At 60.8% G+C, this 24,686-nt stretch carries 15 protein-coding genes, 1 tRNA gene and 1 pseudogene; 10 read left to right on the top strand and 7 right to left on the bottom strand.

From position 1 onward, the window contains the following. The first annotated feature begins 347 nt into the window (after window positions 1–347). From FEE99_RS18815 to FEE99_RS18860, 10 genes and pseudogenes are all read left to right on the top strand, one after another. Entirely contained in the window at window positions 348–2,753 is a 2,406-nt protein-coding gene (locus tag FEE99_RS18815) for a glucose/quinate/shikimate family membrane-bound PQQ-dependent dehydrogenase (RefSeq protein WP_041480307.1), read from the top strand. 97 nt (window positions 2,754–2,850) lie between these two features. After that, window positions 2,851–4,149, top strand: a complete 1,299-nt coding sequence (locus tag FEE99_RS18820; RefSeq protein ID WP_041480306.1) for a carbohydrate porin — start codon at window positions 2,851–2,853, stop codon at window positions 4,147–4,149. 300 nt (window positions 4,150–4,449) lie between these two features. Further along, the gene (gene proP / locus FEE99_RS18825) at window positions 4,450–5,955 is read left to right on the top strand and encodes a glycine betaine/L-proline transporter ProP (RefSeq protein WP_041480305.1); all 1,506 of its coding nucleotides are present in this window, start codon (window positions 4,450–4,452) and stop codon (window positions 5,953–5,955) included. Between the two features lie 165 nt (window positions 5,956–6,120). Beyond that, the gene (locus FEE99_RS18830; RefSeq protein ID WP_041480304.1) at window positions 6,121–7,824 is read left to right on the top strand and encodes an amidase; all 1,704 of its coding nucleotides are present in this window, start codon (window positions 6,121–6,123) and stop codon (window positions 7,822–7,824) included. Window positions 7,825–8,024: 200 nt separating this feature from the next. Further along, the gene (locus FEE99_RS18835; protein WP_041480303.1) at window positions 8,025–9,320 is read left to right on the top strand and encodes an OprD family porin; all 1,296 of its coding nucleotides are present in this window, start codon (window positions 8,025–8,027) and stop codon (window positions 9,318–9,320) included. Window positions 9,321–9,588: 268 nt separating this feature from the next. Further along, window positions 9,589–10,035, top strand: coding sequence for a DUF6124 family protein (locus tag FEE99_RS18840; protein ID WP_237143774.1), 447 nt, complete (start codon window positions 9,589–9,591; stop codon window positions 10,033–10,035). Between the two features lie 341 nt (window positions 10,036–10,376). After that, entirely contained in the window at window positions 10,377–10,622 is a 246-nt protein-coding gene (locus tag FEE99_RS18845; RefSeq protein WP_016770738.1) for a type II toxin-antitoxin system ParD family antitoxin, read from the top strand. Further along, window positions 10,615–10,905: a type II toxin-antitoxin system RelE/ParE family toxin gene (locus tag FEE99_RS18850; protein WP_041480302.1), complete on the top strand. Its 291-nt coding sequence runs from the start codon at window positions 10,615–10,617 to the stop codon at window positions 10,903–10,905. The genes FEE99_RS18845 and FEE99_RS18850 overlap by 8 nt, the downstream gene beginning before the upstream one ends. Window positions 10,906–11,250: 345 nt before the next feature. Continuing rightward, window positions 11,251–13,545, top strand: coding sequence for a hypothetical protein (locus FEE99_RS18855; protein ID WP_052392206.1), 2,295 nt, complete (start codon window positions 11,251–11,253; stop codon window positions 13,543–13,545). Window positions 13,546–13,716: 171 nt separating this feature from the next. After that, window positions 13,717–14,043, top strand: a pseudogene (locus FEE99_RS18860) (DUF6124 family protein); the annotation flags it as partial. 335 nt (window positions 14,044–14,378) lie between these two features. On the opposite strand, the gene FEE99_RS18865 reads toward FEE99_RS18860, so the two are convergent. The 7 genes from FEE99_RS18865 to fdnG all read right to left on the bottom strand — a co-directional run bounded on the left by FEE99_RS18865 (window position 14,379) and on the right by fdnG (window position 24,377). Beyond that, window positions 14,379–14,474: transfer RNA gene (locus FEE99_RS18865), tRNA-Sec, on the bottom strand. 5 nt (window positions 14,475–14,479) lie between these two features. Next, a complete protein-coding gene (selB, locus tag FEE99_RS18870) occupies window positions 14,480–16,396 on the bottom strand; it encodes a selenocysteine-specific translation elongation factor (RefSeq protein WP_041480420.1) in 1,917 nt (638 codons plus the stop codon). Further along, window positions 16,393–17,805, bottom strand: a complete 1,413-nt coding sequence (selA, locus tag FEE99_RS18875; RefSeq protein WP_041480301.1) for an L-seryl-tRNA(Sec) selenium transferase — start codon at window positions 17,803–17,805, stop codon at window positions 16,393–16,395. Before selA ends, selB begins: the two co-directional genes overlap by 4 nt. A 978-nt stretch (window positions 17,806–18,783) precedes the next feature. Next, on the bottom strand, window positions 18,784–19,710 hold the full coding sequence (gene fdhE / locus FEE99_RS18880; protein WP_041480300.1) for a formate dehydrogenase accessory protein FdhE: 927 nt from the start codon (window positions 19,708–19,710) through the stop codon (window positions 18,784–18,786). 3 nt (window positions 19,711–19,713) lie between these two features. Further along, the gene (locus tag FEE99_RS18885; protein WP_041480299.1) at window positions 19,714–20,379 is read right to left on the bottom strand and encodes a formate dehydrogenase subunit gamma; all 666 of its coding nucleotides are present in this window, start codon (window positions 20,377–20,379) and stop codon (window positions 19,714–19,716) included. Next, window positions 20,376–21,311 (bottom strand): formate dehydrogenase subunit beta, encoded by a 936-nt coding sequence (gene fdxH / locus FEE99_RS18890; protein ID WP_041480298.1) that lies wholly within the window; start codon window positions 21,309–21,311, stop codon window positions 20,376–20,378. The genes FEE99_RS18885 and fdxH overlap by 4 nt, the downstream gene beginning before the upstream one ends. Beyond that, entirely contained in the window at window positions 21,312–24,377 is a 3,066-nt protein-coding gene (gene fdnG / locus FEE99_RS18895; RefSeq protein ID WP_143978915.1) for a formate dehydrogenase-N subunit alpha, read from the bottom strand. Window positions 24,378–24,686 lie beyond the last annotated feature (309 nt).

Consider the following 24,686-nt stretch of genomic DNA (forward strand, 5'->3'; position numbering starts at 1 on the left):
TCTCCCAGAGGGAGAGGGAACTGACCGAGCTGAATGCGCGAGTAACGCCGACCTGAGATACCGAGGCGAACACAGTTCTCAAAAAGCCCACAAATCAGCTCCCTCTCCTCGGGGAGAGGGCTGGGGTGAGGGGTGAATCCAGCGCGGTGTCCAAGCATGTGCATTGCAATACCACGCTCAATCCGCCCTTCCTGCTGAAACCTCGAGAAACCCCTCTCAACTTGCGTTTTGCTAATCCTGCACCACGCTTGATTCACAGAAGTGCACGTTTTCATGGCAAAACTGCGGTTAACTGAATGGTTAGTTACCGCTATAATCCCGCGCTTCATTCAAACGGGACTTTCAATGTGAACCACAGTCAACGCGTCTCAGGCGTTTCAACGTTCATCCTGGTCGGCCTTGGCGTGATCATCGCCCTGCTCGGTCTGGCGCTCGCGGCCGGCGGTGTAAAGCTGGTCAGCCTGGGCGGTTCCTGGTACTTCCTGGTCGGCGGTCTGGCGATGACCGTTTCCGGGGTGCTGATCGCACTGAAGAAAACTGCGGGCGCCTGGTTGTTCGCCGCGTTTCTCGTGGCCACCGCGATCTGGGCCGTGGCTGACGCCGGGCTGGTGTTCTGGCCGGTGTTCTCGCGGCTGTTCATGTTCAGCGCCATCGGTATGGTCGTCGCTCTGGTCTACCCGCTGCTGGCGCGCGCCAATGGCCGGGCTGCCGGTCGTGGTGCGTATGCCGTGGCCGCTGTGCTGGCGGTCGGTGTGGCCGTTGCGGCGGGCAACATGTTTGTCGCTCACCCGACGGTTGCCGCCACTGGCACTGGCCCGGGCCTGACTCCGGTCGAGCCGGCCAAGGCGCAGAAAGACTGGGCGCACTACGGCAACACCGAAGGTGGCAGCCGCTTCGCCGCGCTCGACCAGATCAACCGCAACAACGTCGACAAATTGAAAGTCGCGTGGACCTACCACACCGGTGACGTCGCCGAGAGCGATGGCAACGGCGCCGAAGACCAGCTCACCCCGCTGCAGGTCGGCAACAAAGTATTCATCTGCACCCCGCACAACAACCTGATCGCCCTCGATGCCGACACCGGTAAAGAGCTGTGGAAGAACGCGATCAACGCGCAATCGAAAGTCTGGCAGCGCTGCCGTGGCATGGCCTATTTCGACGCCACCGCGACCATCGCTCAGCCGAGCAACTCTTCGATCATCGAAGCCAAACCGGCGCCGGCTGCCAACTGCCAGCGTCGTCTGCTGACCAATACCATCGATGCTCGCCTGATCGCGGTCGACGCTGACACTGGCGAGTTCTGCCAGGGTTTCGGCAACAACGGCCAGGTCGATCTGAAGGCCGGTCTGGGTGATGTTCCGGACAGCTACTATCAGTTGTCGTCCGCACCATTGATGGCTGGCACCACCGTAGTGGTTGGCGGTCGTGTTGCCGACAACGTGCAGAGCGACATGCCGGGCGGTGTGATTCGTGGTTTTGACGTGATCACCGGCGCCATGCGCTGGGCGTTCGACCCGGGCAACCCGCAGGACCGCAACGCACCGGCCGACGGCAAAACCTACGTGCGCAGCACACCGAACAGCTGGGCACCGATGTCCTACGACGCGGCGACCAACACGGTGTTCCTGCCGATGGGCAGCTCGTCCACCGACATCTATGGTGTCGAGCGCAGCGAACTGGACCACAAGTACGGCGCCTCGATCCTCGCGCTGGACGCCAGCACCGGTGAAGAACGCTGGGTGTTCCAGACCGTGCACAACGATCTGTGGGACTTCGACCTGCCGATGCAGCCGAGCCTGATCGACTTCGACAAGGACGGCCAAAGCGTTCCGGCGCTGGTCATCGGCACCAAGGCCGGGCAGATCTATGTCCTCGACCGCGCCACTGGCAAGCCGCTGACCGAGGTCAAGGAAGTACCGGTGAAAGCCGCGAACATCCCTAACGAGCCGTACTCGCCGACCCAGCCGAAATCCGTGGGCATGCCGCAGATCGGCGCGCAGCACCTGACCGAATCGGACATGTGGGGCGCCACGCCGTACGACCAGTTGCTCTGCCGCATCGACTTCAAGAGCATGCGCTACGACGGCCTGTACACAGCGCCGGGTACCGACAAATCGCTGAGCTTCCCGGGTTCGCTGGGTGGCATGAACTGGGGCAGCATCTCCACTGACCCGGTGCACGGTTTCATCTTCGTCAACGACATGCGCCTGGGTCTGTGGATCCAGATGATCCCGTCGCAGAACAAAGGCCAGGCCGCTGGCGGTGGTGAAGCGCTGAACACCGGCATGGGCGCTGTTCCGCTCAAAGGCACGCCGTACGCGGTGAACAAGAACCGCTTCCTGTCGGTGGCCGGCATTCCGTGCCAGGCGCCGCCGTTCGGCACCTTGACCGCGATCGACATGAAGACCCAGAAAGTCGCATGGCAGGTTCCGGTCGGCACCGTTGAAGACACTGGCCCTCTGGGCATTCGCATGCACCTGCCGATCAAGATCGGTCTGCCAACCCTCGGCGGCACCCTGTCGACCCAGGGCGGCCTGATCTTCATTGCCGGCACCCAGGACTTCTACCTTCGCGCCTTCAACAGCGGCAACGGCGAAGAAGTCTGGAAAGCCCGTCTGCCAGTCGGCAGCCAGGGCGGCCCGATGACCTACGTTTCGCCGAAGACCGGCAAGCAGTACATCGTCGTCACCGCTGGCGGCGCACGCCAGTCGACCGATCGTGGCGATTACGTGATGGCTTACGCCCTGCCGTAACTCGCTGCCGCACAACCAACCTCCCCCAAGCGCGCGGTGCCCCAAAGCACCGCGTCGCCGTTTTATTGCGTCGAAGATTTCAGCAGGAAGGATTCACATGTCATCGGCTGTTCGCTTTTCTCGTACCAAGCTTTCCACTGGCCTGCTGCTGGGCCTGAGCTGCACCACTGCCCTCCCCGCGCTGGCCGCCAGCGATTCCGGTCTGCTGACCCGCAGCACCTTGACCGGTGACTGGGGCGGCTTGCGTCATCAACTCGATGAAGACGGCGTCAAATTCACTGGCGATTACAGCGGCGAAACCGCCTATAACGCCGACGGCGGCCTGCACCGCTCGGCGCGCTACTCGCAGAACATCAAACTCGGCGTGCAGTTTGATCTGAGCAAACTCTACGGCGTCGACAACGCCGGCAAAGTGCAACTGACCATCAACGACCGGCGCGGCAACAGCGCGTCGGAAGATCTGGTCGGCAACCGGCTGCCGATTCAGGAAAACTACGGCGGCCTGTACACGCGCCTGACTGAACTGAGTTACGAGCGCAGCCTGTTCACCCCGGCGCTGAACGTGAAGCTCGGTTACATGGCCATGGGCAACGACCTCGGCGGTCTGGATAGCGGCATTCTGTGCAACTTCATGAACGCCGGTTTCTGCGGTCACCCGCTGAACATGTCCGGCGGCAGCGGCTGGACCAACTACCCCAACGCGCGTCTGGGCGTGCGGGTCAAATACGACCTGTCGCCGTCCTGGCAGCTGCGTGTGGCAGCGTTCAACGTCGACCCCGAGAGCAACGGCAATTCCAGCCGCGCCTGGCATCTGGGGCCGAAGCACACCACCGGCACCGTCGTGCCGATCGAGCTGGTGTACAAGCACGCCGGAGAGCTGCCGGGTGAGTACAAGCTCGGCTATTACTACGACAGCTCTGACGTCAAACGCATTGGCAGCGACGATGAAGTCTCCGGTCGCGGCGGACATTATTTGTTGATCGATCAGGCCGTATGGCGTTCGCCGACTTCCGAGGGCCGCAGCCTGCATGCGTTCGGTCAATACTCGGCGGCCAGTGAAGCCGCCTCGCCGTTCAGCAAGTGGTACGGCACCGGCGTGGTTTTGTACAAACCGTTCGAAGGCCGCCCGCGAGACACCGTGGCCCTGGGCTATGGCCGCGCCGTGCCGAACCCGCGCAGCCGCGATTTGCAACAGGATGCCGCGTTGGCCGGCGGTGCTGCGTTCCCGAATCTCGATAGCGCCGAACAATTGATCGAGTTGGGCTACGGCTACCAGGCCACCCCGTGGCTGACGCTGCGCCCGAACCTGCAATACATCATCGAACCGGGCGCGTTTTCCGGGCAGGACATCGACAATGCGTTGGTGGTGGGTCTGCAGGTGAAGGCTGCGCTTTAAGCCTTGTAATGGATGTCATGGCGTCATCGCTGGCAAGCCAGCTCCCACAGGGTTTGACGGCGGACACAAAATCCCGGCAACACCCAAAACCCTTGTGGGAGCTGGCTTGCCAGCGATAGCGGTGGGTCAGGCAATACAGCTCCAACAAGGCTCGGAGTTGCACCTCCCCCACCTGTCGAAATTAATTCCAGCCCATCGGTGAATTATTTCGTGTCCGCATGTATCTGAGCCAGAAGAGCCGGCGCCATCATGGAGATGGCATCGCAGCGGTAATCTGGATCAGCGAGCGGGAACAGCGCAATGAAATCACGCAAGAACACCGTCAAACCGATCGGTTTGAAAGACATCACCATTGTCGACGACGCCAAGATGCGCAAGGCGATTACCGCCGCCGCACTGGGCAACGCCATGGAGTGGTTCGACTTTGGCGTCTACGGCTTTGTCGCCTACGTGCTCGGCAAGGTCTTCTTCCCCGGCGCCGATCCCGGCGTGCAAATGATCGCCGCGCTGGCGACCTTCTCCGTGCCCTTCCTCATCCGTCCGCTTGGCGGTTTGTTCTTCGGTGCGCTCGGCGACAAATACGGACGACAGAAAGTCCTCGCCGCGACCATCGTCATCATGTCCCTGAGCACCTTCGCCATCGGCCTGATTCCGTCCTATGCCTCGATCGGCATCTGGGCGCCGATCCTGCTGTTGCTGGCAAAGATGGCGCAGGGTTTCTCGGTCGGTGGTGAATACACCGGCGCCTCGATCTTCGTCGCTGAATACGCGCCGGACCGCAAACGCGGCTTCCTCGGCAGCTGGCTGGATTTCGGCTCGATCGCCGGTTTCGTCTTCGGCGCCGGCGTGGTGGTGCTGATTTCGACCATCCTCGGTGAACAGCGCTTCGAAGAATGGGGCTGGCGGATTCCGTTTTTCCTCGCCCTGCCGCTGGGCATGATCGGCCTGTATCTGCGCCACGCCCTGGAAGAAACCCCGGCGTTCCAGCAACACGTTGAAAAACTCGAACAAGGCGACCGCGAAGGCCTAGCCGGTGGCCCGAAAGTGTCGTTCAAGGAAGTCGCGACCAAGCACTGGCGCAGCCTGATGACCTGCATCGGTGTGGTGGCGGCGACCAACGTCACCTATTACATGCTGCTCACCTACATGCCGAGTTACCTGACGCACAACCTGCACTACAGCGAAAACCACGGTGTACTGATCATCATCGCGATCATGGTCGGCATGCTCTTCGTGCAGCCGCTGATCGGTTTCATCAGCGACAAGATCGGCCGCAAGCCCTTCATTGTCGTCGGCAGCATTGGCCTGTTTATCTTCGCCATTCCGGCGTTCATGCTGATCAACAGCGGCAGCATCGCCCTGATCTTCTCCGGCCTGCTGATCCTCGCGGTGCTGCTCAATTTCTTTATCGGTGTGATGGCCTCGACCCTGCCGGCGATGTTCCCCACCCACATCCGCTACAGCGCGCTGGCCAGTGCCTTCAACGTCTCGGTGCTGATCGCCGGTCTGACCCCGACTGCCGTGGCCTGGCTGGTGGAAAGCACCAATGATCTGTACATGCCTGCGTATTACCTGATGGTCATCGCCGTGGTCGGGCTGGTCACCGGTGTGACCATGAAGGAAACCGCCAACAAACCTCTGCGCGGCGCGGCCCCGGCGGCTTCCGATCTCGAGGAGGCCAAGGAACTGTTGCAGGAACACCACGACAACATCGAGCAGAAAATCGAAGACATCGATGCCGAGATCGCCGAGCTGGAGGCCAAGCGCAAAGTGCTGGTCCAGCAGCATCCGCGCATCAATGAATGATCCGCTGGACGCAGAAAAAATCGGTGGGGGCATCACCCCGCCGATTACTCGAAGCGCGGCTTGGTGTTAAATAGGCGCCAGTCTTGACCTTGTCGCTTAAAGCCGTGCAACGAGAACCGCTATGAATACCCCTGCCCCAAACATCCACGCTCAACAGGTGACCCGATGATCGAAGTCACCGAAGTCTCCATTGCCCAACTGCGCACCGCCCTCGAATCCGGCCAGACCACTGCCGTGGAGCTGGTGCAGGCCTATCTGGCACGGATCGATGCCTACGACGGCGCCGACACCTCGACGGCACTCAACGCCGTCGTCGTGCGCAACCCCGAAGCGCTGAACGAAGCCCGCGCCTCCGACGCCCGCCGCGCCAACGGTGAAACCCTCGGCCCGCTCGATGGCATCCCCTACACCGCCAAAGACAGTTATCTGGTCAAGGGCCTGACCGCCGCTTCCGGCAGTCCGGCATTTGCCGATCTGGTCGCCCACCGCGACGCCTTCACCATCGAACGCCTGCGCGCTGCCGGGGCGATCTGCCTGGGCAAGACCAACATGCCGCCGATGGCCAATGGCGGCATGCAACGCGGCGTCTATGGCCGCGCCGAAAGCCCGTACAACGCCGCTTACCTCACCGCCCCGTTCGCCTCCGGCTCGTCCAACGGTGCCGGCACCGCCACCGCTGCGAGTTTTGCTGCGTTCGGTCTGGCCGAGGAAACGTGGTCGAGCGGACGCGGCCCTGCGTCGAACAACGGCCTGTGCGCCTACACCCCGTCGCGCGGGGTGATTTCGGTGCGCGGCAACTGGCCGTTGACCCCGACCATGGACGTCGTCGTGCCATTCGCGCGGACCATGGCCGACCTGCTCGAAGTGCTCGACGTGGTCGTCGCCGAAGACCCCGATACCCGTGGCGACCTGTGGCGCCTGCAACCGTGGGTGCCGATCCCGCGCGTCAGCGAAGTGCGTCCGGCTACCTACAGTGAACTGGCCGCCGACGCCAAAGCCCTGGCCGGCAAACGCTTCGCCATTCCGCGCATGTACATCAACGCCGACCCCGACGCCGGCACCAGCGAAGCACCCGGCATAGGCGGCCCGACCGGCCAGCGCATCAACACCCGCGCGTCCGTGATTGATTTGTGGAAGCAGGCGCGCCAGGCCCTCGAAGCCGCCGGCGCCGAAGTCGTCGAAACCGACTTCCCGCTGGTCTCCAACTGCGAAGGCGACCGCCCTGGCGCGCCAACCGTGTTCACCCGTGGGCTGGTGTCGAAAGATTTTCTCCATCATGAACTGTGGGATCTGACTGCCTGGGCATTCGACGACTTCCTGCAGGCCAACGGCGACCCGAAGCTTAACCGTCTGGTTGACGTCGACGGGCCGAAGATCTTCCCGCACGACCCCGGCACCCTGCCCAACCGCGAAGGTGATCTGGCCGCCGGCATGGACGAATACGTGCGCATGGCCGAACGCGGCATCACGCCGTGGAATGAAATCCCTACCGTGCCTGATGGCCTGCGCGGTCTGGAGCGAACCCGACGCATCGACCTCGAAGACTGGATGGACAACCTCGGCCTCGACGCCGTGCTGTTCCCGACCGTCGCCGACGTCGGTCCGGCCGATGCGGATGTCAATCCTGCTTCGGCCGACATCGCTTGGAGCAACGGCGTCTGGGTGGCCAACGGCAACCTCGCGATCCGCCACCTCGGCGTTCCGACCGTCACCGTGCCCATGGGCGTGATGGCCGACATCGGCATGCCCGTCGGCCTGACCTTCGCCGGCCGCGCTTATGACGACTCGAACCTGCTGCGCTTCGCCGCCGCTTTCGAATCCACCGGCAGCAAACGCCAGATCCCACCGCGTACACCGCCGCTGGCTTAATGCACTGTGTCAGCTCCCACAAACCCTGTGGGAGCTGGCTTGCCAGCGATGGCGGCCTGACGGCCGCCACAGTTCTAATTGACTACCCCCGACTCCCACAGGTTTTGTGGTGAAAGCTGCCAACTCAGCACATCAACCCAATCCTCTTTGTTCCTAATCTTCGATCATCAGCGCCATTCGAATCACCACCGGCCCTGACCATGATCAACCGCGCGCCCTCCCGCCTCACCCTGCTTGCCATGCTCTGCGGTCTGACCGGCACCGCCCATGCCAGCGGATTTTTCGACGATGCCAAAAGCGATGTCCTGCTGCGCAACTTCTACCTCAGCAACGACTACCGCTCGCCCACGCCCTCCGGAAAAAACTACAAACAGGAATGGGCACAGGGCTTTATCGGCAACTTCTCATCCGGTTTCACCGAGGGCACTGTCGGTTTCGGCATCGACGCCCATGCTTTCGCCGGCCTGAAACTCGACGGCGGCAAGGGCCACTCCGGCACCGGTCTGCTACCGGTCGACAGCGATGGCCGCAGCGAACACGACTATTCCAGCGCTGGCGGTGCGTTCAAGTTCAAGGCCTCGCGCACCACTCTGGCCTTCGGTGAAATGACCGTAGAAACCCCGGTCTTCGACACCTCCGACAAACGCCTGCAACCGGAATACGCCACAGGCTTTTTGCTCAACAGCGCCGAGCTCGACAACGTCAATCTGGTCGCCGGGCATTTCACCGCGTTCAAGAACCAGGACAGCTCTTCCGGCCAAGGCGATTTCTACGGTTACGGCGCCAACACCGAAGCGGGTGGCATCAGCTTCGTCGGTGCCGATCTGTTCAGCTCGAGCCCGGTCGGCGGCGCACTCTACGCCTCAGAATTGAGCGACACCTGGCATCAGTACTACGGCAACCTGCACTTCAAACAGTCCGGCCTATTGCTAGACGCCAACCTCTACCACACCCGCGACACCGGTCGCGCAGTGGCCGGCGAGATCGACAACACCGCCTTCAGCCTCTCCGGCAAATACAGCTTCGGCCCGCACGCGGTGATGCTCGGCTGGCAGCGGATCAATGGCGACACGCCGTTCGATTTCGTCGGCGGCGACTCGATCTACCTGGCCAACTCGATCAAATACGCCGACTTCAACGGCGCCAACGAACGCTCATGGCAAGCCCGCTACGACCTCGACCTCGGCGCTTTCGGCATCCCCGGCCTGAACTTCATGACCCGCTACGTCAGCGGCAGCCACATCGACGGCAGCCATGCGCCCAAGGGCGGCGCCTATAACCCTTTCGACGCCGACAGTGGTGACTATCAACCGCAACAAGGCAATGGTGGTAAACACTGGGAACGCGACATCGACCTGAAATATGTCGTGCAATCCGGCGCCGCGAAGGATCTGTCGGTGCAGCTGTCCCACGTCACCCACCGCGCCAACGAAGCACAGGCGGGGGATGACATTGACCGGATTTACGTGGTCATCCAGTACCCGTTGGGTTTCTGAATAGCCCACTCAGCTCTTGCTGAAAACGGGATTCCAACTGTGGGAGCGAGCCTGCTCGCGAAGAGGCCATCAATGCCGTCGCAATTCTTCGATTTAAACGAAGCTGTTTAAAAGACACCTGCTGACACGGTCTCAAGGCTACAAATCCTTGCGCCATTGCCTACAGCCAAGCCAGAATCCGCCGGCTTGTGCGCCTTGGGGGCGGGTTCTATTGTGGTGCGGTCGCTGCCGATCAGCGATCGGGTTTAGCGACCCGGATCTTGAATAGGTGCATCAGCGTTCCATGCTTTGTCGCGGGTTCATTGTCTGCGACTGCGCCATGGTGGCTGTATGTGGGAGACCTTCGGGTCTGCCGGGTGCCTATAACCGGTTCGCTAACCTGCGTACAGCCGCCACCTCCCCCTACGAATCCCTCGACTCAAAAAAACTCCACCAAGCCGCCGACCGCGCCCTCGACCATTACCTCTGCCCACCCGGCTCGACCCCACCACCCTTCAGCCCCCGCGCGATGTATGCCGTCACCGCCGACACCAAAAACGAAGACTTGCTGGCCAACGCCTGCGAAACCCTCGCCTCGGCCAAAACCATCGCCCAGGAGTTCGCCGGACTGGTGAAACCGTCGCAGCGCCGAACGCTGATGGGGATCGCGCATCTGATCATGCTCGGAGAGTTGGCGGTGAATCGGGTGCTGGATAATCTGGAATTGCCGGGGTAATGCGGGCCGGCTGAGTTATGCGATGCCCGTACCGGCCTCTTCGCGAGCAGGCTCGCTCCCACATTGATCCTGGTCGGACGCAAACTTTGCGACCACTGAAGGAACCTGGGGTAGCGAGCCTGCAAGCGATCACAAAGGGGAAGGATTATTTAACCCGATGGATGTGCTCGGGCAGCAGATTCGGTTGCGGGTCTGAAAATGCAGCCTGCGGCAGTTCGAGTGATATACGCATGAGCTGCCGAAGGCTGTGATTCGTTCTTGTAACGGCTAGGCTCATACTCGTTAGCGCACCATTAGTATGATAATTTGCGCAAAGTTCCCCATCCGCAAAGGGCCCGATCATGGCTACCGTACGCAAAACCATAACCGTGACTGACCAGCAAGACCATTGGATCAAAGCTCAAATAGAAGCGGGACATTACACCAACGACAGCGAATATATCCGCGATTTGATCCGTCGAGAGCAAGAGCGAAACGCTGAACTGGAAACCGTCCGCGCAGCCCTTCGAGAAGGAGAATCCAGTGGTGCCCCCCGGCCTTTCGATGCTGATGCTTTCAAAAAGAGAATGTTGAGGGCGCATGGCTGAATACCGACTTACCCCCGCCGCCGAAGCGGATCTTGAGGCTATCTGGACCTATACAGCTCAACAATGGGGTTTGGATCAGGCCAATCGCTACATCGACATCCTGACTGAGTCCTTCGAGCAGTTGGCTGATCGTCCCAAAACAGCACCCGCATGCGACGCTATCCGCCCCGGTTACCGACGCTGCAGCGTGGAGAGTCACATGATTTATTTTCGAATCACCGCCTATGGGATCGCGATCATCAGAATCTTGCATGACCGGATGGAAGCGCAGCGTAATCTCTGACGTTCTCGTATCACCGAAAAGCAAAAGATCGCAGCCTTCGGCAGCTCCTACAAATCGATGTAAGAGCTGCCGAAGGCTGCGATCTTTTGCTTTGGGGAAACTGGCGGAAGAAAGCCAGAGTCGAACCTGCCCGGGAACGGATGCCGTCCCCAACCGGGTTTGAAGCCCGGCCGCTTCTCTGATTGTGCGTCGGCATCGGCCTGCCCATCTCCGAGCGCAGACCTACCGCCCGTCGCAAACCCACCTTCACCTGTCAGATCTGACAGTAGCCAACTTCCCCCACCCGGTATCTGATATCTCCATCCCGGCCAGCCCTCCCTGGCCGTCTCATCAGGAAGGTGTGCGATGGACAATGCTCAACCCGACAACGACGTCATGACACTGCATCCCGTGAAAATATACCTGGCGATCGAGGGCGTGATCAGCGACCCGCCAGCCATACCCCCCATACACGCGTATGGCTTGCCATTGCGGATATTCAGGGAACTCACACGCGATGGAGTCAATGCCGCTGGTGTGCAGGTGGTGGTTGATCCACCTGTGGACGTTGGTCAATATGTCGACATCCGGCTCTACATCAACGGTGTGCAGAGTGGCATTCCACAGCAAGTCGTCAACGAGAGAATGACCTTCTCCGTGTTCCAGAGGGAGTTTCGCGACGGGGTCATCAACAAAATCCAATACATGCTGAAAAGCATCGCCGGCAATGAAAACAAATCCATCGAAGCGTGGGCGCTCTACAACGACACGTTGCCCGGCGGCAATGATGTGCCTGGCACCGGCGATCATCCGGGGCTGCTGATCAGCCTGCCCGAAGAGCTTGGAAATCCGGCAGTGATTGACAAGGATCAGGCAGAGAAAGGCGTACTCCTGACGTTCGATTACCCTTATTGCCGAGCCTACGATGCGGTGGAATACGAGATCAATCGCCAGCGTTTCACTCACAGGGTGACGCCGGAAGAAGCCGGCAAGCCGTTCTCGGTGCTGATTGATTCCGACAGGCTGAAAGAAATCGGCAGTATCAGCAACTGTCCGTTCTCCTACACCGTGATTGATCAACTGAAAAATCCGACCCACCAAAGCCGCTGGTCGAAGTTCATTTTTGCCAACATTGATCTTGAGCGCACATTTCTGCCCAAGCCACTCTTGCGCGAAATTGCGGACGATGACATGGACGATCCCGCGCTTGTGGACCTCGAAAAACTCGACGGTCGGCCGCTATTGATCGTCATTGCTCCCACTACCTCGCATTTTCAAAAGGGCGACACGGTCAAGGCGTTTTATCGACTGAACGAAGCGGCCGAGAAATCGACTCAACCGGGCGTGATCACCGACAGGTTCGGGGTACTGCAACCCTGCATTCTGGAACTACCCAACGATCAGCTGACTTCCGGAGCACGCTTGCAGGTGCGGTTTGAACTGGAACGGCCGGCGGGCAACGTCATTGGTCATTCCGGAACGGCTGAGGCCGAGATCATTGGCGAAGCGGCGCCTGATCTGCTATCGCCAAAAATCAAACAAGCGCCAGGCAACAGCCTGGATCCGTTTGCGGCGAAAGATGCGCTGACCGCGCTGGTCTTCGATCCTTCCATTCAGCTCAATGATGTACTCGTCGTGCGCTGGACCGCCGCCCCGGGCGTTCCCGCCGATGGCTCCGATACCTCGCCGCCTCACGTGGTCAAAGCGCTGGGGACGCAGGAGATTGCGCTGGACAACAAGGTGCTTGCTTACAGTTTCGGCAGGAACGTCACCGTGGATTACAGCAAGACAACCGGATCTGACACCCGGGATTCCCTGCCACTGACACTGAGCGTGCAGGACATTGCCGACGGCCATCCCGGATTGCCCACTCCGGCGATTGATCGGGTGACGGGAGATGTGCTGGATCCGGCGGATTTGTTGCCGACGGATCATACGCGGACAACGGCTTGGCCATTCATTGCCTTGGGGCAAAGGATTTGGCTGACGTATACCGAAATCAAGAGTGATGGCAGTACGGGGTTTGTTGAAGAGGCTTATAAAGGGAAAGAAGTGACGGCGGATGAGTTGGGTGGGATAAAACATTCCATTCCGCTGGCTGGGCTTAATGGGATGAAAGATGGATCAAAACTAATTATTACAGCAGCCGTTAACTTTTACGGAAGTATCGATAGCACCAAGAAAGTTCTTTTCCCCCCACTAACCCTACATATCGAAGCAGATTTTGACGATCTAACCACTTTCACAAATCATGAAAGCAATGGCTGGCAATTTTTAAACTCATCAGGCTCAATAATCAAACAGGGCGAAGAATATTTTGCGCGATCCGCCGTACTTCCTTCGAGTGGCCAGTTATATTTGAGGAAATCTTACCAGCATATTCAAAGCGGCAAGGCTTGCACGCTTAGCTTTGATTATCGCCACGCTACAGAATGCAATTTTATAATACATATGGGAAATGAAAGCTCAGCAACATTCATTCGCATAGGGTATATAACGCTACCGAGCACAACTAACTGGAAGAACTTCGAAATAAGTTTTTACTTAGGATCACCAGAGGAAGACTTGTACTCCATCATAACCATTATAACCTTATGCCGCTCAACTATAGAATTAGACAATATTCGTTTAAAAAAATATAGACCGTTAGAGGGCCAATAAAAGTTTGGATCTTCGCAAATTGAGAAGGCAGCCATGTTTTTCTGGCAGCCTTCTTCTCAAAGCTTATTCGAATAGAAACTCATCACCCCGAGACTTTCGCTCATTCTCAGAAGACTAACTAATCAATAAAGTTTCTAGAGTTTCAAAACTTGGCGAAAGACAGCCGGAGTCGACCCTACCTCACCCTACGAATCCCTCGACTCCAAAAAACTCCACCAAGCCGCCGACCGCGACCTCGACCACTACCTCTGCCCACCCGGCTCGACCCCGCCGCCCTTTAGCCCCCGCGCCATGTACGCCGTCACCGCCGACACGAAAAACGAAGACCTGCTGGCCAATGCCTGCGAAACCCTCGCCTCGGCCAAAACCATCGCCTAGGAATTCGCCGGGCTGGTCAAGCCATCGCAACGCCGGACGCTGATGGGGATCGCGCAGCTGATCATGCTCGGAGAGTTGGCGGTAAATCGGGTGCTCGATAATCTGGAGTTGCCACAGTAGCGGGCCTCGCTAAAGGATGCTGAGTGAGGCGCCTTCGCGGGCAAGCCTACACAGGGTTTTCTGTCAATCACAAGGCTTCATTCACGCCGCCAACTTTGTGGGAGCGAGCCTGCTCGCGAATGCGGTGGGTCAATCCCTGAGATGTCGACTGTTATACCGTTTTCGCGAGCAGGCTCGCTCCCACATAAGTTCGCGGCTGCCTCTGAATAACTGGCGAACCAAACGGGCCAGACTACGTTTCTCCTGCATTCAGAATCAAAAGATCGCAGCCTTCGGCAGCTCCTACATCGATTTGTAGGAGCTGCCGAAGGCTGCGATCTTTGCTTTTGGGAGACTGGCGGAAGACAGCCGGAGTCGAACCTGCCCGGGAACGGATGCCGTCCCCAACCGGGTTTGAAGCCCGGCCGCGCCACCGGGCGCGATTGTCTTCCTGAACTCAGGGTGCGCAGGCGTCAGCCAGCGCGTTGTCGGGGCGGATCTGGCGGGATTCGCCGAGGCGGCGGGTCAGGCCGAGTCGGTCGAAATATTCCAGATACTGAATACAGCGTTTGCGTCCCAAGCCTAGCGCATCACGGAAAGTTGTCACCTCAATCGCTGGATTTTCTTCGGCGAGTTTCAGCAGCAGCGCCGCCATTTGTCGCAGGACGATGTCGCTGATGAACAGGTCGCGCACAACTTGGTGCATAAGGCCCAAGCGTGCGAGTTTGCGCAGCAGCAGGCGGACGCTGGCATCGTCTTCGCCGAGCATTTTCGCCGCGTCGCGCACCCATGGCGGGTTGAAACCGGCCTGTTCGAACAACGGCTGTAATTGCTGCCAGAGGATTTCGTCGTCGGCATTCAGGCGCACCTGATGGTCGGGCAGGTGCAGCCAGGGGCCGCTGGCGAGGATCGAGCCGGCATTGAGCAGTTCGTCGAGCAGGCTGATGAAAGTCGAGCGTTCCAGTGCCAGCGCGCTGAAGCGGCGCAGGCGATCACGGTCCGGCCCCATCTGATCGGGTTCCTGTTCGTGGAATCGCGCCAGTTGTTCGAGCAAAGTGAATTTCAACTGGCCCCAGCGCTGCACGTTGAACAGCAGCGGACCTTGGCGGGTGTCGATCAGGCGGATGTTTTCCGCCAGCGTCCACTGCGCGCGCGGGCGGTTGAACTGGCGTTCGAGGCGTTGCGGGTCGAGGCCGCCGGGGCTGTGGTTGAGCAGTGCCGGCAAGCCCTGTTCGAGGCTGACGCTGAGCGCGAGGGTTTGCAGTTGCGCGAGGCGTTCCGGGCTGCGGCGTTGGCGCGCCGGGGCGAACGGGTCGAGCACAACACCGCCGCCGAGGGTGCGCTGGGCGCTGGCGTCGCGCAGGATCAATCGATCGCCTTTCACTGCGTGCACCGGCGCGTTGATCAGCAGTTGCGCGAACATGCGCTCGCCGGGACTCAGGCGCGGGCCTTGCAATAAAGCGACGCGGGCGATGACATCCTGGGTGCCAAGGTGCAGATGCACTGGGTGAAAATGCTCAAAGGTGCGCTCGCCGGGCAACAGCTGAAAGTCGATGTCGACGCGCTGGGTCGGGGCATGCAGCCAGTCCGCCAGCAGCCATTGGCCACGGTGGATCTGCGTCAGTTCCAGACGTTCGCCGCTGAGGTTCAGCGCCACACGCTGACCGGCGAAGGCCTGTTCAGCGGCCTGGTTTTGCGCGTGCAAGCCCCGGATGCGTACCAATTTGCCGGCAGGCGCCAGAACCAGTTTGTCACCCACTGCAACCGTGCCCGATAGCGCCGTGCCCGTGACCACAATCCCCGCACCCGCGACGCTGAACGCCCGATCAATCGCCAGACGAAAGCCGCCTTCGCAACCGCGCGCCTGCACCTCGCTCTGCGCGTGCAACAACGCCGCGCGCAATCCATCGACGCCCTGCCCGCTCACACTCGACACGGTAAAAATCGGCGCATCAGCAAATGGCCCAGGCGCGAGCACATCCAGCACCTGACGCTGCACCTCTTCTACCCTGCCCGCTCCCGCCCGGTCGCATTTAGTGATCGCCACCAGCGCGCGCGGGATGCCGAGCAGTTCGACGATCGCCAGATGCTCGCGGGTCTGCGGCATCACGCCGTCGTCGGCCGCGACCACCAGCAACACCAGATCGATGCCCTGCGCACCAGCGAGCATGTTGTGGGTGAATTTTTCGTGGCCGGGCACGTCGATGAAGCCGGTCAGCCCGGCGCCCGCTGCGAGTTCGGCGTAGAGATAACCGAGGTCGATGGTCATGCCGCGTTCGCGCTCCTGCGGGCGGCGGTCGCCGGTTTGCCCGGTCAGCGCTTGCAACAGCGAAGTCTTGCCGTGGTCGATGTGCCCCGCCGTGCCGACGATCACCGGTCGACCTGCAATTGCGGCAACTGCGCCAGCCACCCTGGCTCATCGTCGAGCTGGCGTAGATCGAGCCACAGCGCATCGTCGCCGATTCGCCCGAGCACCGGGATCGGCAAACCGCGCAACGCTGCTTCGAGATTGAGCAAATACCGCCCGCGCCAGCGCTTGGACACCTGCGGGCGGCAACACAGCGCTGCACTCGGCAAGCGCGCCACCGGTTGGCTGCCGCTGCCGATCATGCCCAACGCCTCGACTGCACTGACCTGCCAGACCTCGCCCAACACATCGGCGAGCAACGGTTGCAAACGCACAGCCTGAGCATGAATCTCGGCCTGCGGCCGGGTCAGTAGGCGCAGACTCGGCAGACGCTCGGCGAGGCGATCCGGATCGCGGTACAGACCGAGCACCGCCTCCAGCGCGGCCAGGGTTAATTTATCGACCCGCAGTGCGCGTTTCAGTGGATTCTTTTTGATCTTCGCGATCAGCTCTTTGCGCCCGACGATCAACCCGGCCTGCGGCCCGCCGAGCAATTTGTCGCCGCTGAAAGTGACGATGTCAGCGCCATCGAGCAGCGCCTGCCGCACGGTCGGTTCCGCCGGCAGCCCCCAGCGCGTCAGGTCGAGCAGACTGCCGCTGCCCAGATCTTCCAGCAACGGCAAGCCATGGGCGTGCGCCAGTTCAGCCAACTCGGCGGTCGACACCCGCGCAGTAAAACCTTCGATGCTGTAGTTGCTGGCATGTACGCGCATGATCAAACCGCTGCGCGGACCGATTGCCGCTTGGTAATCCCGGGCATGGGTACGGTTGGTGGTGCCGACTTCGTGCAGGCGCACGCCGGCCCGGGCCATGATGTCGGGGATGCGGAAAGCGCCGCCGATCTCGATCAGTTCGCCACGGGAAATGATGCCTTCCTTGCGCGCGCCGAGGCTGTTGAGCGTGAGCAGCACGGCAGCGGCATTGTTGTTGACCACGGTGACGGCTTCGGCGCCGGTCAGTTCGCTGATCAGGCCTTCGATCAGGTCGTCCCGATCACCGCGCTTGCCGCTAGCCAGATCGAACTCGAGATTGAGCGGATAGCGTGCAGCCGTTTGCACTGCTTCAATGGCTTCTTCGGGCAGCAAGGCGCGACCGAGATTGGTGTGCAGCACCGTGCCGGTCAGGTTGAACACCCGGCGCACCTGACTGCGCTGCTGTTGCGCCAAGCGTTCGCCGACGCGGCCGGCGAGCACTTCGGGGCCAATTTCCACGGCCGCCAATTGCCCGCTTAACACGTCAGGCCTTAGCTCATCGAGCAACTGACGCAGGCCAGTCAGCAACGAGTCCCGGCCGTAACGTTCGGCCAACGGCGCGCACGCCGGATGACGCAACAACCCATCAATGGACGGCAACCGCAGGGCAACGCTGGAAGACATCAGCCACTCCTGATTTCACTGAAACAATCCCTTTTGGGAGCAAGCTTGCTCCCAAAAGGGTTTCAGAAGTGTAGACGCACTGCCGGAGCTAGCTTGCTCGCGAAAGCGGTGTGTCAGTCAATGTGGATGTGGCTGACCTGACGCCTTCGCGAGCAGGCTCGCTCCCACAGGGAAATCCGGGGCTGACCGGGCTTTGTGATTCGGCACACAAATCTGTGGGAGCTGGCTTGCCAGCGATTGCGGTGGGTCAGTCAAAGGAGGTGGTGGATGTGCCGACCAATCGCTGGCAAGCCAGCTCCCACAGGGATTCGGGGCGGAATGAACATTGTTGGTCACCACAAAAACCTGTGGGAGCGAGCCTGCTCGCGAATGCGGTGGGTCCGTCAAAGAAGGTGGTGGATGTGCCGACCAATCGCTGGCAAGCCAGCTCCCACAGGGATTCGGGGCGGAATGAACATTGTTGGTCACCACAAAACCTGTGGGAGCGAGCCTGCTCGCGAATGTGGTGTGTCAGTCAGTGTGGATGTGGCTGACCTGACGCCTTCGCGAGCAGGCTCGCTCCCACAGAGAAATCCGGGGCTGACCGGGCTTTGTGATTCGGCACACAAATCTGTGGGAGCTGGCTTGCCAGCGATTGCGGTGGGTCCGTCAAAGAAGGTGGTGGATGTGCCGACCGAATCGCTGGCAAGCCAGCTCCCACAGGGATTCGGGGCGGAATGAACATTGTTGGTCACCACAAAAACCTGTGGGAGCGAGCCTGCTCGCGAATGCGGTAAGTCAGTCAAAGGAGGTGGTGGATGTGCCGACCAATCGCTGGCAAGCCAGCTCCCACAGGGATTCGGGGTGGAATGAACATTGTTGGTCACCACAAAAACCTGTGGGAGCGAGCCTGCTCGCGAATGCGGTAAGTCAGTCAAAGATGATGTGTCTGGAACGGCCCCTTCGCGAGCAAGCTCCCTCCGACACTTTTCGCTCTCGTCATTCGTCGCCCGGCGCCAGCAGCAGATTGGGCGCCAGACGCTGATAGCCGTCCTGGGCCAGGCGCATGTCCAGCAGCAAACTGCCGAGATCCGCCGACAACGCCTCGGCTTCGGCGTCGTTCTCCAGGTAGAGCAATTTCAGGTAGCTGTTGCAGCTCGGGCAGACTTCGGCGCGCAGCGGCGCCTGTTCGGCGCTGTGCCGGTCGTCTTCCTGGCTCAGATACTCAAGGCCTTTGCTCTGCTCGCAATACACGCACTTGACCCGCACCACATGCCATTCGCAGGCGCACAGCGAACACACCAGATAGCGCAAACCGTTGTGCTTGCCGCGATGGCGAATCACCCCGGCCATGGCCGGCGAGCCACACGCCGGGCATTGGCTGAGGCTGTCGCCAGGCTTGAGTTGCAGATTTGGCACACTGAGCAGCCAGTGGCTCCATGCGGTTTGCAGCGCCGCGCCGAGAAACGGCACCAGTGCCGCCGGCACCAGCGAATACTGCCCACTGACCAGCGCCACCGCCCACGCGCGCAACTGGCCGGGACTGGCGGCGCGCAGAGTGTCCAGCGCGTCGATCACCGCTGGCTGATCCGCTGGCACATAGCGCTGCAGCAAGGCGTCGAGCCACGGCTGCCAGGCATCTTCGCGCACCAAGGTATCTGCCGCGAATGGTGGCAGACCGTGTTGCTGACAGGCTTCGAAACGCTGCGCATCAAACGGCGCGGTGAGCGGCGGATCGTCGAAGACCTGCTGCTGCGCCCGGCACAATCCGGCCATCAGCCGCAGATAATCCGCCAACCCATTGCCCTCGGCCAGACGCTCAAGGCGCTCGGCACGCAGGGCAAACAGGTTACGTGGCGGCAGATACAGAAACGGCGGCGAACTGGCCGCCGCCTCGATTTCCCCAGGTTCAAGAATGCTTGGCAAAAGTCAGCCCTTTTTTGTCAGCGGTCGCTCGGGCACGTCCCGAGGCTGTTCGTCGCGGGTCACCTCGCGGTACCACAGTTCATGGTGTTTTCTCGCCCACGGCCGGCTGACCCAGCCATGCAGCATGGCGTCCACCGAACCCTTGATCCACAAACCGGCGTAGATGTGCACGATGATGCTCAGCACCAGCACGAACCCGGCCAGCGCATGCAACAACATGGCCCAGCGGATCGTGGTAATGCCGAAATACGCGCTGAACCACGCGCGCCAGATCACCAGCCCGGTGAACAGCAACGCGAGCATGCACAGCAGTAAAGTCCAGAACAGCAACTTCTGCCCGGCGTTGTATTTGCCCACCGGCGGCACGCTTTCTTCGTCGTTGACCATCACCCGGTTGATCCGCCGCAGCCACTGGCGGTCATTGGCGATGAAGAAATTGGTGCGCCAGAAGCTGAACACTAGGCCGAGAAACAGCACGAACATGGCGATGCCCATGTACGGGTGCAGGATCCGCGTCCAGGTGCCGCCGCCGAACAGATTACTGAGCCAGAACAGCGACGGATGAAACAACGCCAGCCCGGACAACCCGGCCATGAAAAACAGGATCGCCACCAGCCAGTGATTGGTGCGCTGGTTGGCGCTGTAACGCAGGATCGTCTTGTTGCTCATGGCCGCTCCTCCCCGTGTGGATCGAAGGTATGCACCGCCGGGTCGACCACGTGCACCGAGGTGTCGGGTGGCGTCGGATGCTCATCCTCCTCGACGCGATTCGGCCCGATGCGCACGTAGTGGAAGAACCCGGCCAGCACCGCCGCACCCATCGCCAACAGGCCGAGGGGTTTGCTGATGCCTTTCCACAAATCCACCAGCGGACTGATCGCCGGATGGTCCGGCAAACCTGCATAGATTTTTGGCGTGTCGGCGTGATGCAGCACGTACATCACGTGGGTGCCGCCCACGCCAGCGGGGTCGTACAGACCGGCGTTTTCAAAACCACGGCTTTTCAGGTCGACGATGCGTTCGGCGGCGTGTTCTTTCATGTCTTCCTTGGTGCCGAAGACGATCGCGCCGGTCGGGCAGGTTTTCACGCAGGCCGGCTCCAGCCCCACCGCCACCCGGTCGGAACACAGTGTGCATTTGTAGGCCTTGTGATCCTTCTGCGAAATGCGCGGAATGTTGAACGGGCAACCGGTGATGCAATAGCCACAACCGATGCAGTGGTCCTGATCGAAATCGACGATGCCGTTGGCATGCTGAATGATCGCCCCGGGGCTCGGGCACGCGGCCAGACAACCGGGCTCGGCGCAGTGCATGCAGCCGTCCTTGCGGATCAGCCACTCAAGGTTACCGGCGTCGGTTTCGTGCTCGGTGAAGCGCATCAGCGTCCACGAATCCGCCGTCAGATCCTGCGGATTGTCGTAGGTGCCGTGGTTGTGGCCGACCTCGTCGCGCAGCTCGTTCCATTCCGAGCAGGCGACCTGGCAGGCCTTGCAACCGATGCATTTGGTCGTGTCGATCAGCTTGGCAACGCCCTGCTGGGTCCTTACCGACGGCGGCGCAGTGGTGGTGGCCGAGCGGGCAATGATGTCTTGGCTGGCCATTTACAGTTTCTCCACGTTGACCAGGAATGACTTGGATTCCGGGGTCTGAGTGTTGCCATCGCCGAGGAACGGCACCAGGGTGTTGGTCAGGTAACCGTGGCGCGTCAGGCCGGTGAACCCCCAGTGCAGCGGGATGCCGATCTGATGCACGACCTGGCCGTTGACCTGCAGCGGCCGGATCCTTTTCGTCACCACCGCCACCGCTTCGATAAACCCGCGCTTGCAGCTGACACGCACGCGATCACCGGCAGCGATGCCCTTCTCGTTCGCCAGCACCTCACCGATTTCCACGAACTGCTCGGGCTGAGCAATCGCATTCAACTTGCAGTGCTTGCTCCAGAAATGGAAATGCTCGGTAAGCCGGTAACTGGTGCCGGCGTACGGGAAGTCCTTGGCTTCGCCGAGGGTTTCCCAGACCGAATCGAAGATCCGCGCCGCCGGGTTGCTGGTGGCTTTCTTGTTTTGCGGGTGCAGCGGGTTGATGCCGATCGGCGTTTCGAACGGCTCGTAGTGCTCAGGGAATGGCCCTTCGTTCATCTTGTCCACGGCGAAGAACCGCGCGACGCCTTCGGGGTTCATGATGAACGGGTTCATCCCGGCTTCGGGCGGCACGTCGGCCTTGTAGTCCGGCACATCGGTGCCGGTCCAGGCCTTGCCGTTCCACCACACCAGCCGCTTTTTCGGATCCCACGGTTTGCCCGCCGGGTCCGCCGAGGCACGGTTGTAGAGAATCCGCCGATTGGCCGGCCACGCCCACGCCCAGCCCTGATGCTGGTGCATGCCGAATGGGTCGGCGTTATCGCGCCGGGCCATCTGGTTGCCGGCCTCGGTCCAGCTGCCGGCGAAAATCCAGCAACCGGACGCGGTGCTGCCGTCATCCTTGAGCAAACCGAAGCCGGCCAGTTGCGTACCGGCCTTGACCGTGACGCCGCTGGCATCGGTGAAATCGCTGACAGCGGTGCCGTTGATTTCCCGCGCCAGTTCTTCCGGCGAAGGCTCGTCGGGGATCTTGTACGGCCACGACAGTTTCAGCAGCGGATCAGGAAACTTGCCGCCTTCGGTCCGATAGCGCTGGCGCAGGCGCAGGAACAGTTCGCTCATGATGCGAATGTCGGTCTGTGCTTCGCCGGGGCCGTCGGCGCCTTTCCAGTGCCATTGCAGCCAGCGGCTGCTGTTGACCAGCGAGCCGTCCTCTTCAGCAAAACAGGTGGTCGGCAGGCGAATGACTTCGGTCTGGATTTCGGCGGTTTTCACATCGTTGTACGGCCCGACGTTCTGCCAGAACTCCGAGGTTTCCGTGGCCAAAGGGTCCATCACCACCAGCCACTTGAGCTTGGCCAATGCGCCCATCACGCGGTTCTTGTCCGGTAACGCCGCGATCGGATTGAAGCCTTGGCAGAAGTAGCCGTTGACCTTGCCCTGGCTCATCAGATCGAACATTTTCAGCACGTCGTAGTTGGGGATGTCGAGCTTGGGCAAATGATCGAACAGCCAGTTGTTCTCGGCGGTGGCATTGGCGCCGTACCAGGATTTCATCAGGCTGACGTGGAATTTGCTGTAGTTCTGCCAATACGAAAGCTGCCCCGGTCTGAGCGGAACCTGTGTGCGTTTGAAGATGAACTGACCGTAATCCTGCTCGCTGTCGCTAGGCAGCGTGAGGTAGCCGGGCAAGGCGTTGGACAGCAGACCGAGGTCGGTCAGGCCCTGGATGTTCGAGTGCCCGCGCAGCGCATTGACGCCACCGCCGGGCATGCCGACGTTGCCCAGCAGCAATTGCACCATCGCCGCGCTGCGAATGATCTGCGCGCCGATCGAGTGCTGCGTCCAGCCGAGGGCATAGAGAATCGTCATGGTCTTGCCCGGTGTCGAGCAGGTGGCGATCTCTTCCCAGATTTTCTGCATCGCGTCGACCGGCATGCCGCAGATCTGGCTGGCCAGGTCGATGTTGTAGCGGCTGTAATGCTGCTTCATCAGTTGATAGACGCAGCGCGGGTCTTGCAGGGTCGGGTCGACGCGGACGAAACCGTCCTCGGCGAATTCGTAGCCCCAGCCGGACTTGTCGGTGTAGCTGCGTTTTTCCGCGTCATAGCCGCTGAACAGGCCGTCTTCGAAGCCATAACCGGCTTTGACGATGAACGACACGTCGGTGTAATTGCGCACGTATTCGTGCTGGATCTTGCCCTCGGTCAGCAGGTAATTGATCAACCCGCCCATGAAGGCGATGTCGGTACCGGTACGGATCGGCGCGTAATAGTCGGCCACCGAAGCGGTCCGGGTAAAACGCGGGTCGACCACGATCAGCCGCGCGGCGTTGTGCGCCTTGGCCTCGGTCACCCATTTGAAGCCGCACGGATGCGCTTCTGCTGCGTTGCCACCCATTACCAGGATCAGATTCGCGTTGGCGATATCGGTCCAGGTGTTGGTCATGGCACCACGGCCGTACGTCGGGGCAAGACTTGCCACCGTCGGGCCGTGTCAGACACGCGCCTGGTTATCGAACCCCAGCAGACCGAGGCTGCGAATCACCTTCTGAGTGATGTAGCCGGCTTCGTTGGATGCCGCCGATGCCGCGAGAAAACCGGTGGTCAGCCAGCGATTCACCGTTTGCCCGTTGGCATTTTTCTCGATGAAGTTGGCGTCGCGGTCGGCCTTCATCAGGTCGGCGATGCGATCGAGGGCTTCGTCCCAGCCGATGCGCGTCCATTCATTGCTGCCGGGCTTGCGCACTTGCGGGTACTGCAAGCGGCCGGGGCTGTGAATGAAGTCGAGCAGGCCCGCGCCTTTCGGGCACAGCGTGCCGCGATTGACCGGGTGGTCGGCATCGCCTTCGATGTGAATGATGTTTTGCGCCACGTTCTTGCCGGCATCGCCCTGGCTGTACATGATCAAACCGCAACCGACCGAGCAATACGGGCAAGTGTTGCGGGTTTCACGGGTGTGGGCGAGCTTGAAGTGACGCACCTGCTCGGCGAAGGCCGCCGTCGGGGCCATGCCCAACGCGCCCAGGCTTGAGCCTGCAAGGCCGATACCGGCGACCTTGAAGAACTGACGACGGCTGAGATCCATCGTGCACTCCTGATCAGGTGGAACCCGGTACTTGCGCCGGGCTTTATCTGGACAATCAAGGTTGCGACGCCTTGGCGCCGACTTTTTCACTGTAGACAAAGACCTTGCCGATTGTGTGAAAACCGACCGTCGGGTGTCTGGGCGCAGAATTTGCTCTGCACCCCAATCCCTGTGGGAGCTGGCTTGCCAGCGATTGCGGTGGGTCAGCAACACCTATGCCGACTGTGCCGGCGCCATCGCTGGCAAGCCAGCTCCCACAGGGTTATGAGGTTGCCGTCAGGATTTATGTGCCCCGCCCGGGCCACGAGT

The organism is Pseudomonas sp. ef1, from assembly GCF_007293365.2.
Classification (GTDB): Bacteria; Pseudomonadota; Gammaproteobacteria; order Pseudomonadales; family Pseudomonadaceae; genus Aquipseudomonas; species Aquipseudomonas siliginis.

Coding starts and splice junctions, on each gene's coding strand:
- fdxH (WP_041480298.1), bottom strand. CDS start 21,311: ATGGCCAGCCAAGACATCATTGCCCGCTCGGCCACCACCACTGCGCCG.
- FEE99_RS18885 (WP_041480299.1), bottom strand. CDS start 20,379: ATGAGCAACAAGACGATCCTGCGTTACAGCGCCAACCAGCGCACCAAT.
- FEE99_RS18855 (WP_052392206.1), top strand. CDS start 11,251: ATGGACAATGCTCAACCCGACAACGACGTCATGACACTGCATCCCGTG.
- selA (WP_041480301.1), bottom strand. CDS start 17,805: ATGTCTTCCAGCGTTGCCCTGCGGTTGCCGTCCATTGATGGGTTGTTG.
- FEE99_RS18850 (WP_041480302.1), top strand. CDS start 10,615: ATGGCTGAATACCGACTTACCCCCGCCGCCGAAGCGGATCTTGAGGCT.
- FEE99_RS18845 (WP_016770738.1), top strand. CDS start 10,377: ATGGCTACCGTACGCAAAACCATAACCGTGACTGACCAGCAAGACCAT.
- FEE99_RS18835 (WP_041480303.1), top strand. CDS start 8,025: ATGATCAACCGCGCGCCCTCCCGCCTCACCCTGCTTGCCATGCTCTGC.
- FEE99_RS18820 (WP_041480306.1), top strand. CDS start 2,851: ATGTCATCGGCTGTTCGCTTTTCTCGTACCAAGCTTTCCACTGGCCTG.
- proP (WP_041480305.1), top strand. CDS start 4,450: ATGAAATCACGCAAGAACACCGTCAAACCGATCGGTTTGAAAGACATC.
- FEE99_RS18830 (WP_041480304.1), top strand. CDS start 6,121: ATGATCGAAGTCACCGAAGTCTCCATTGCCCAACTGCGCACCGCCCTC.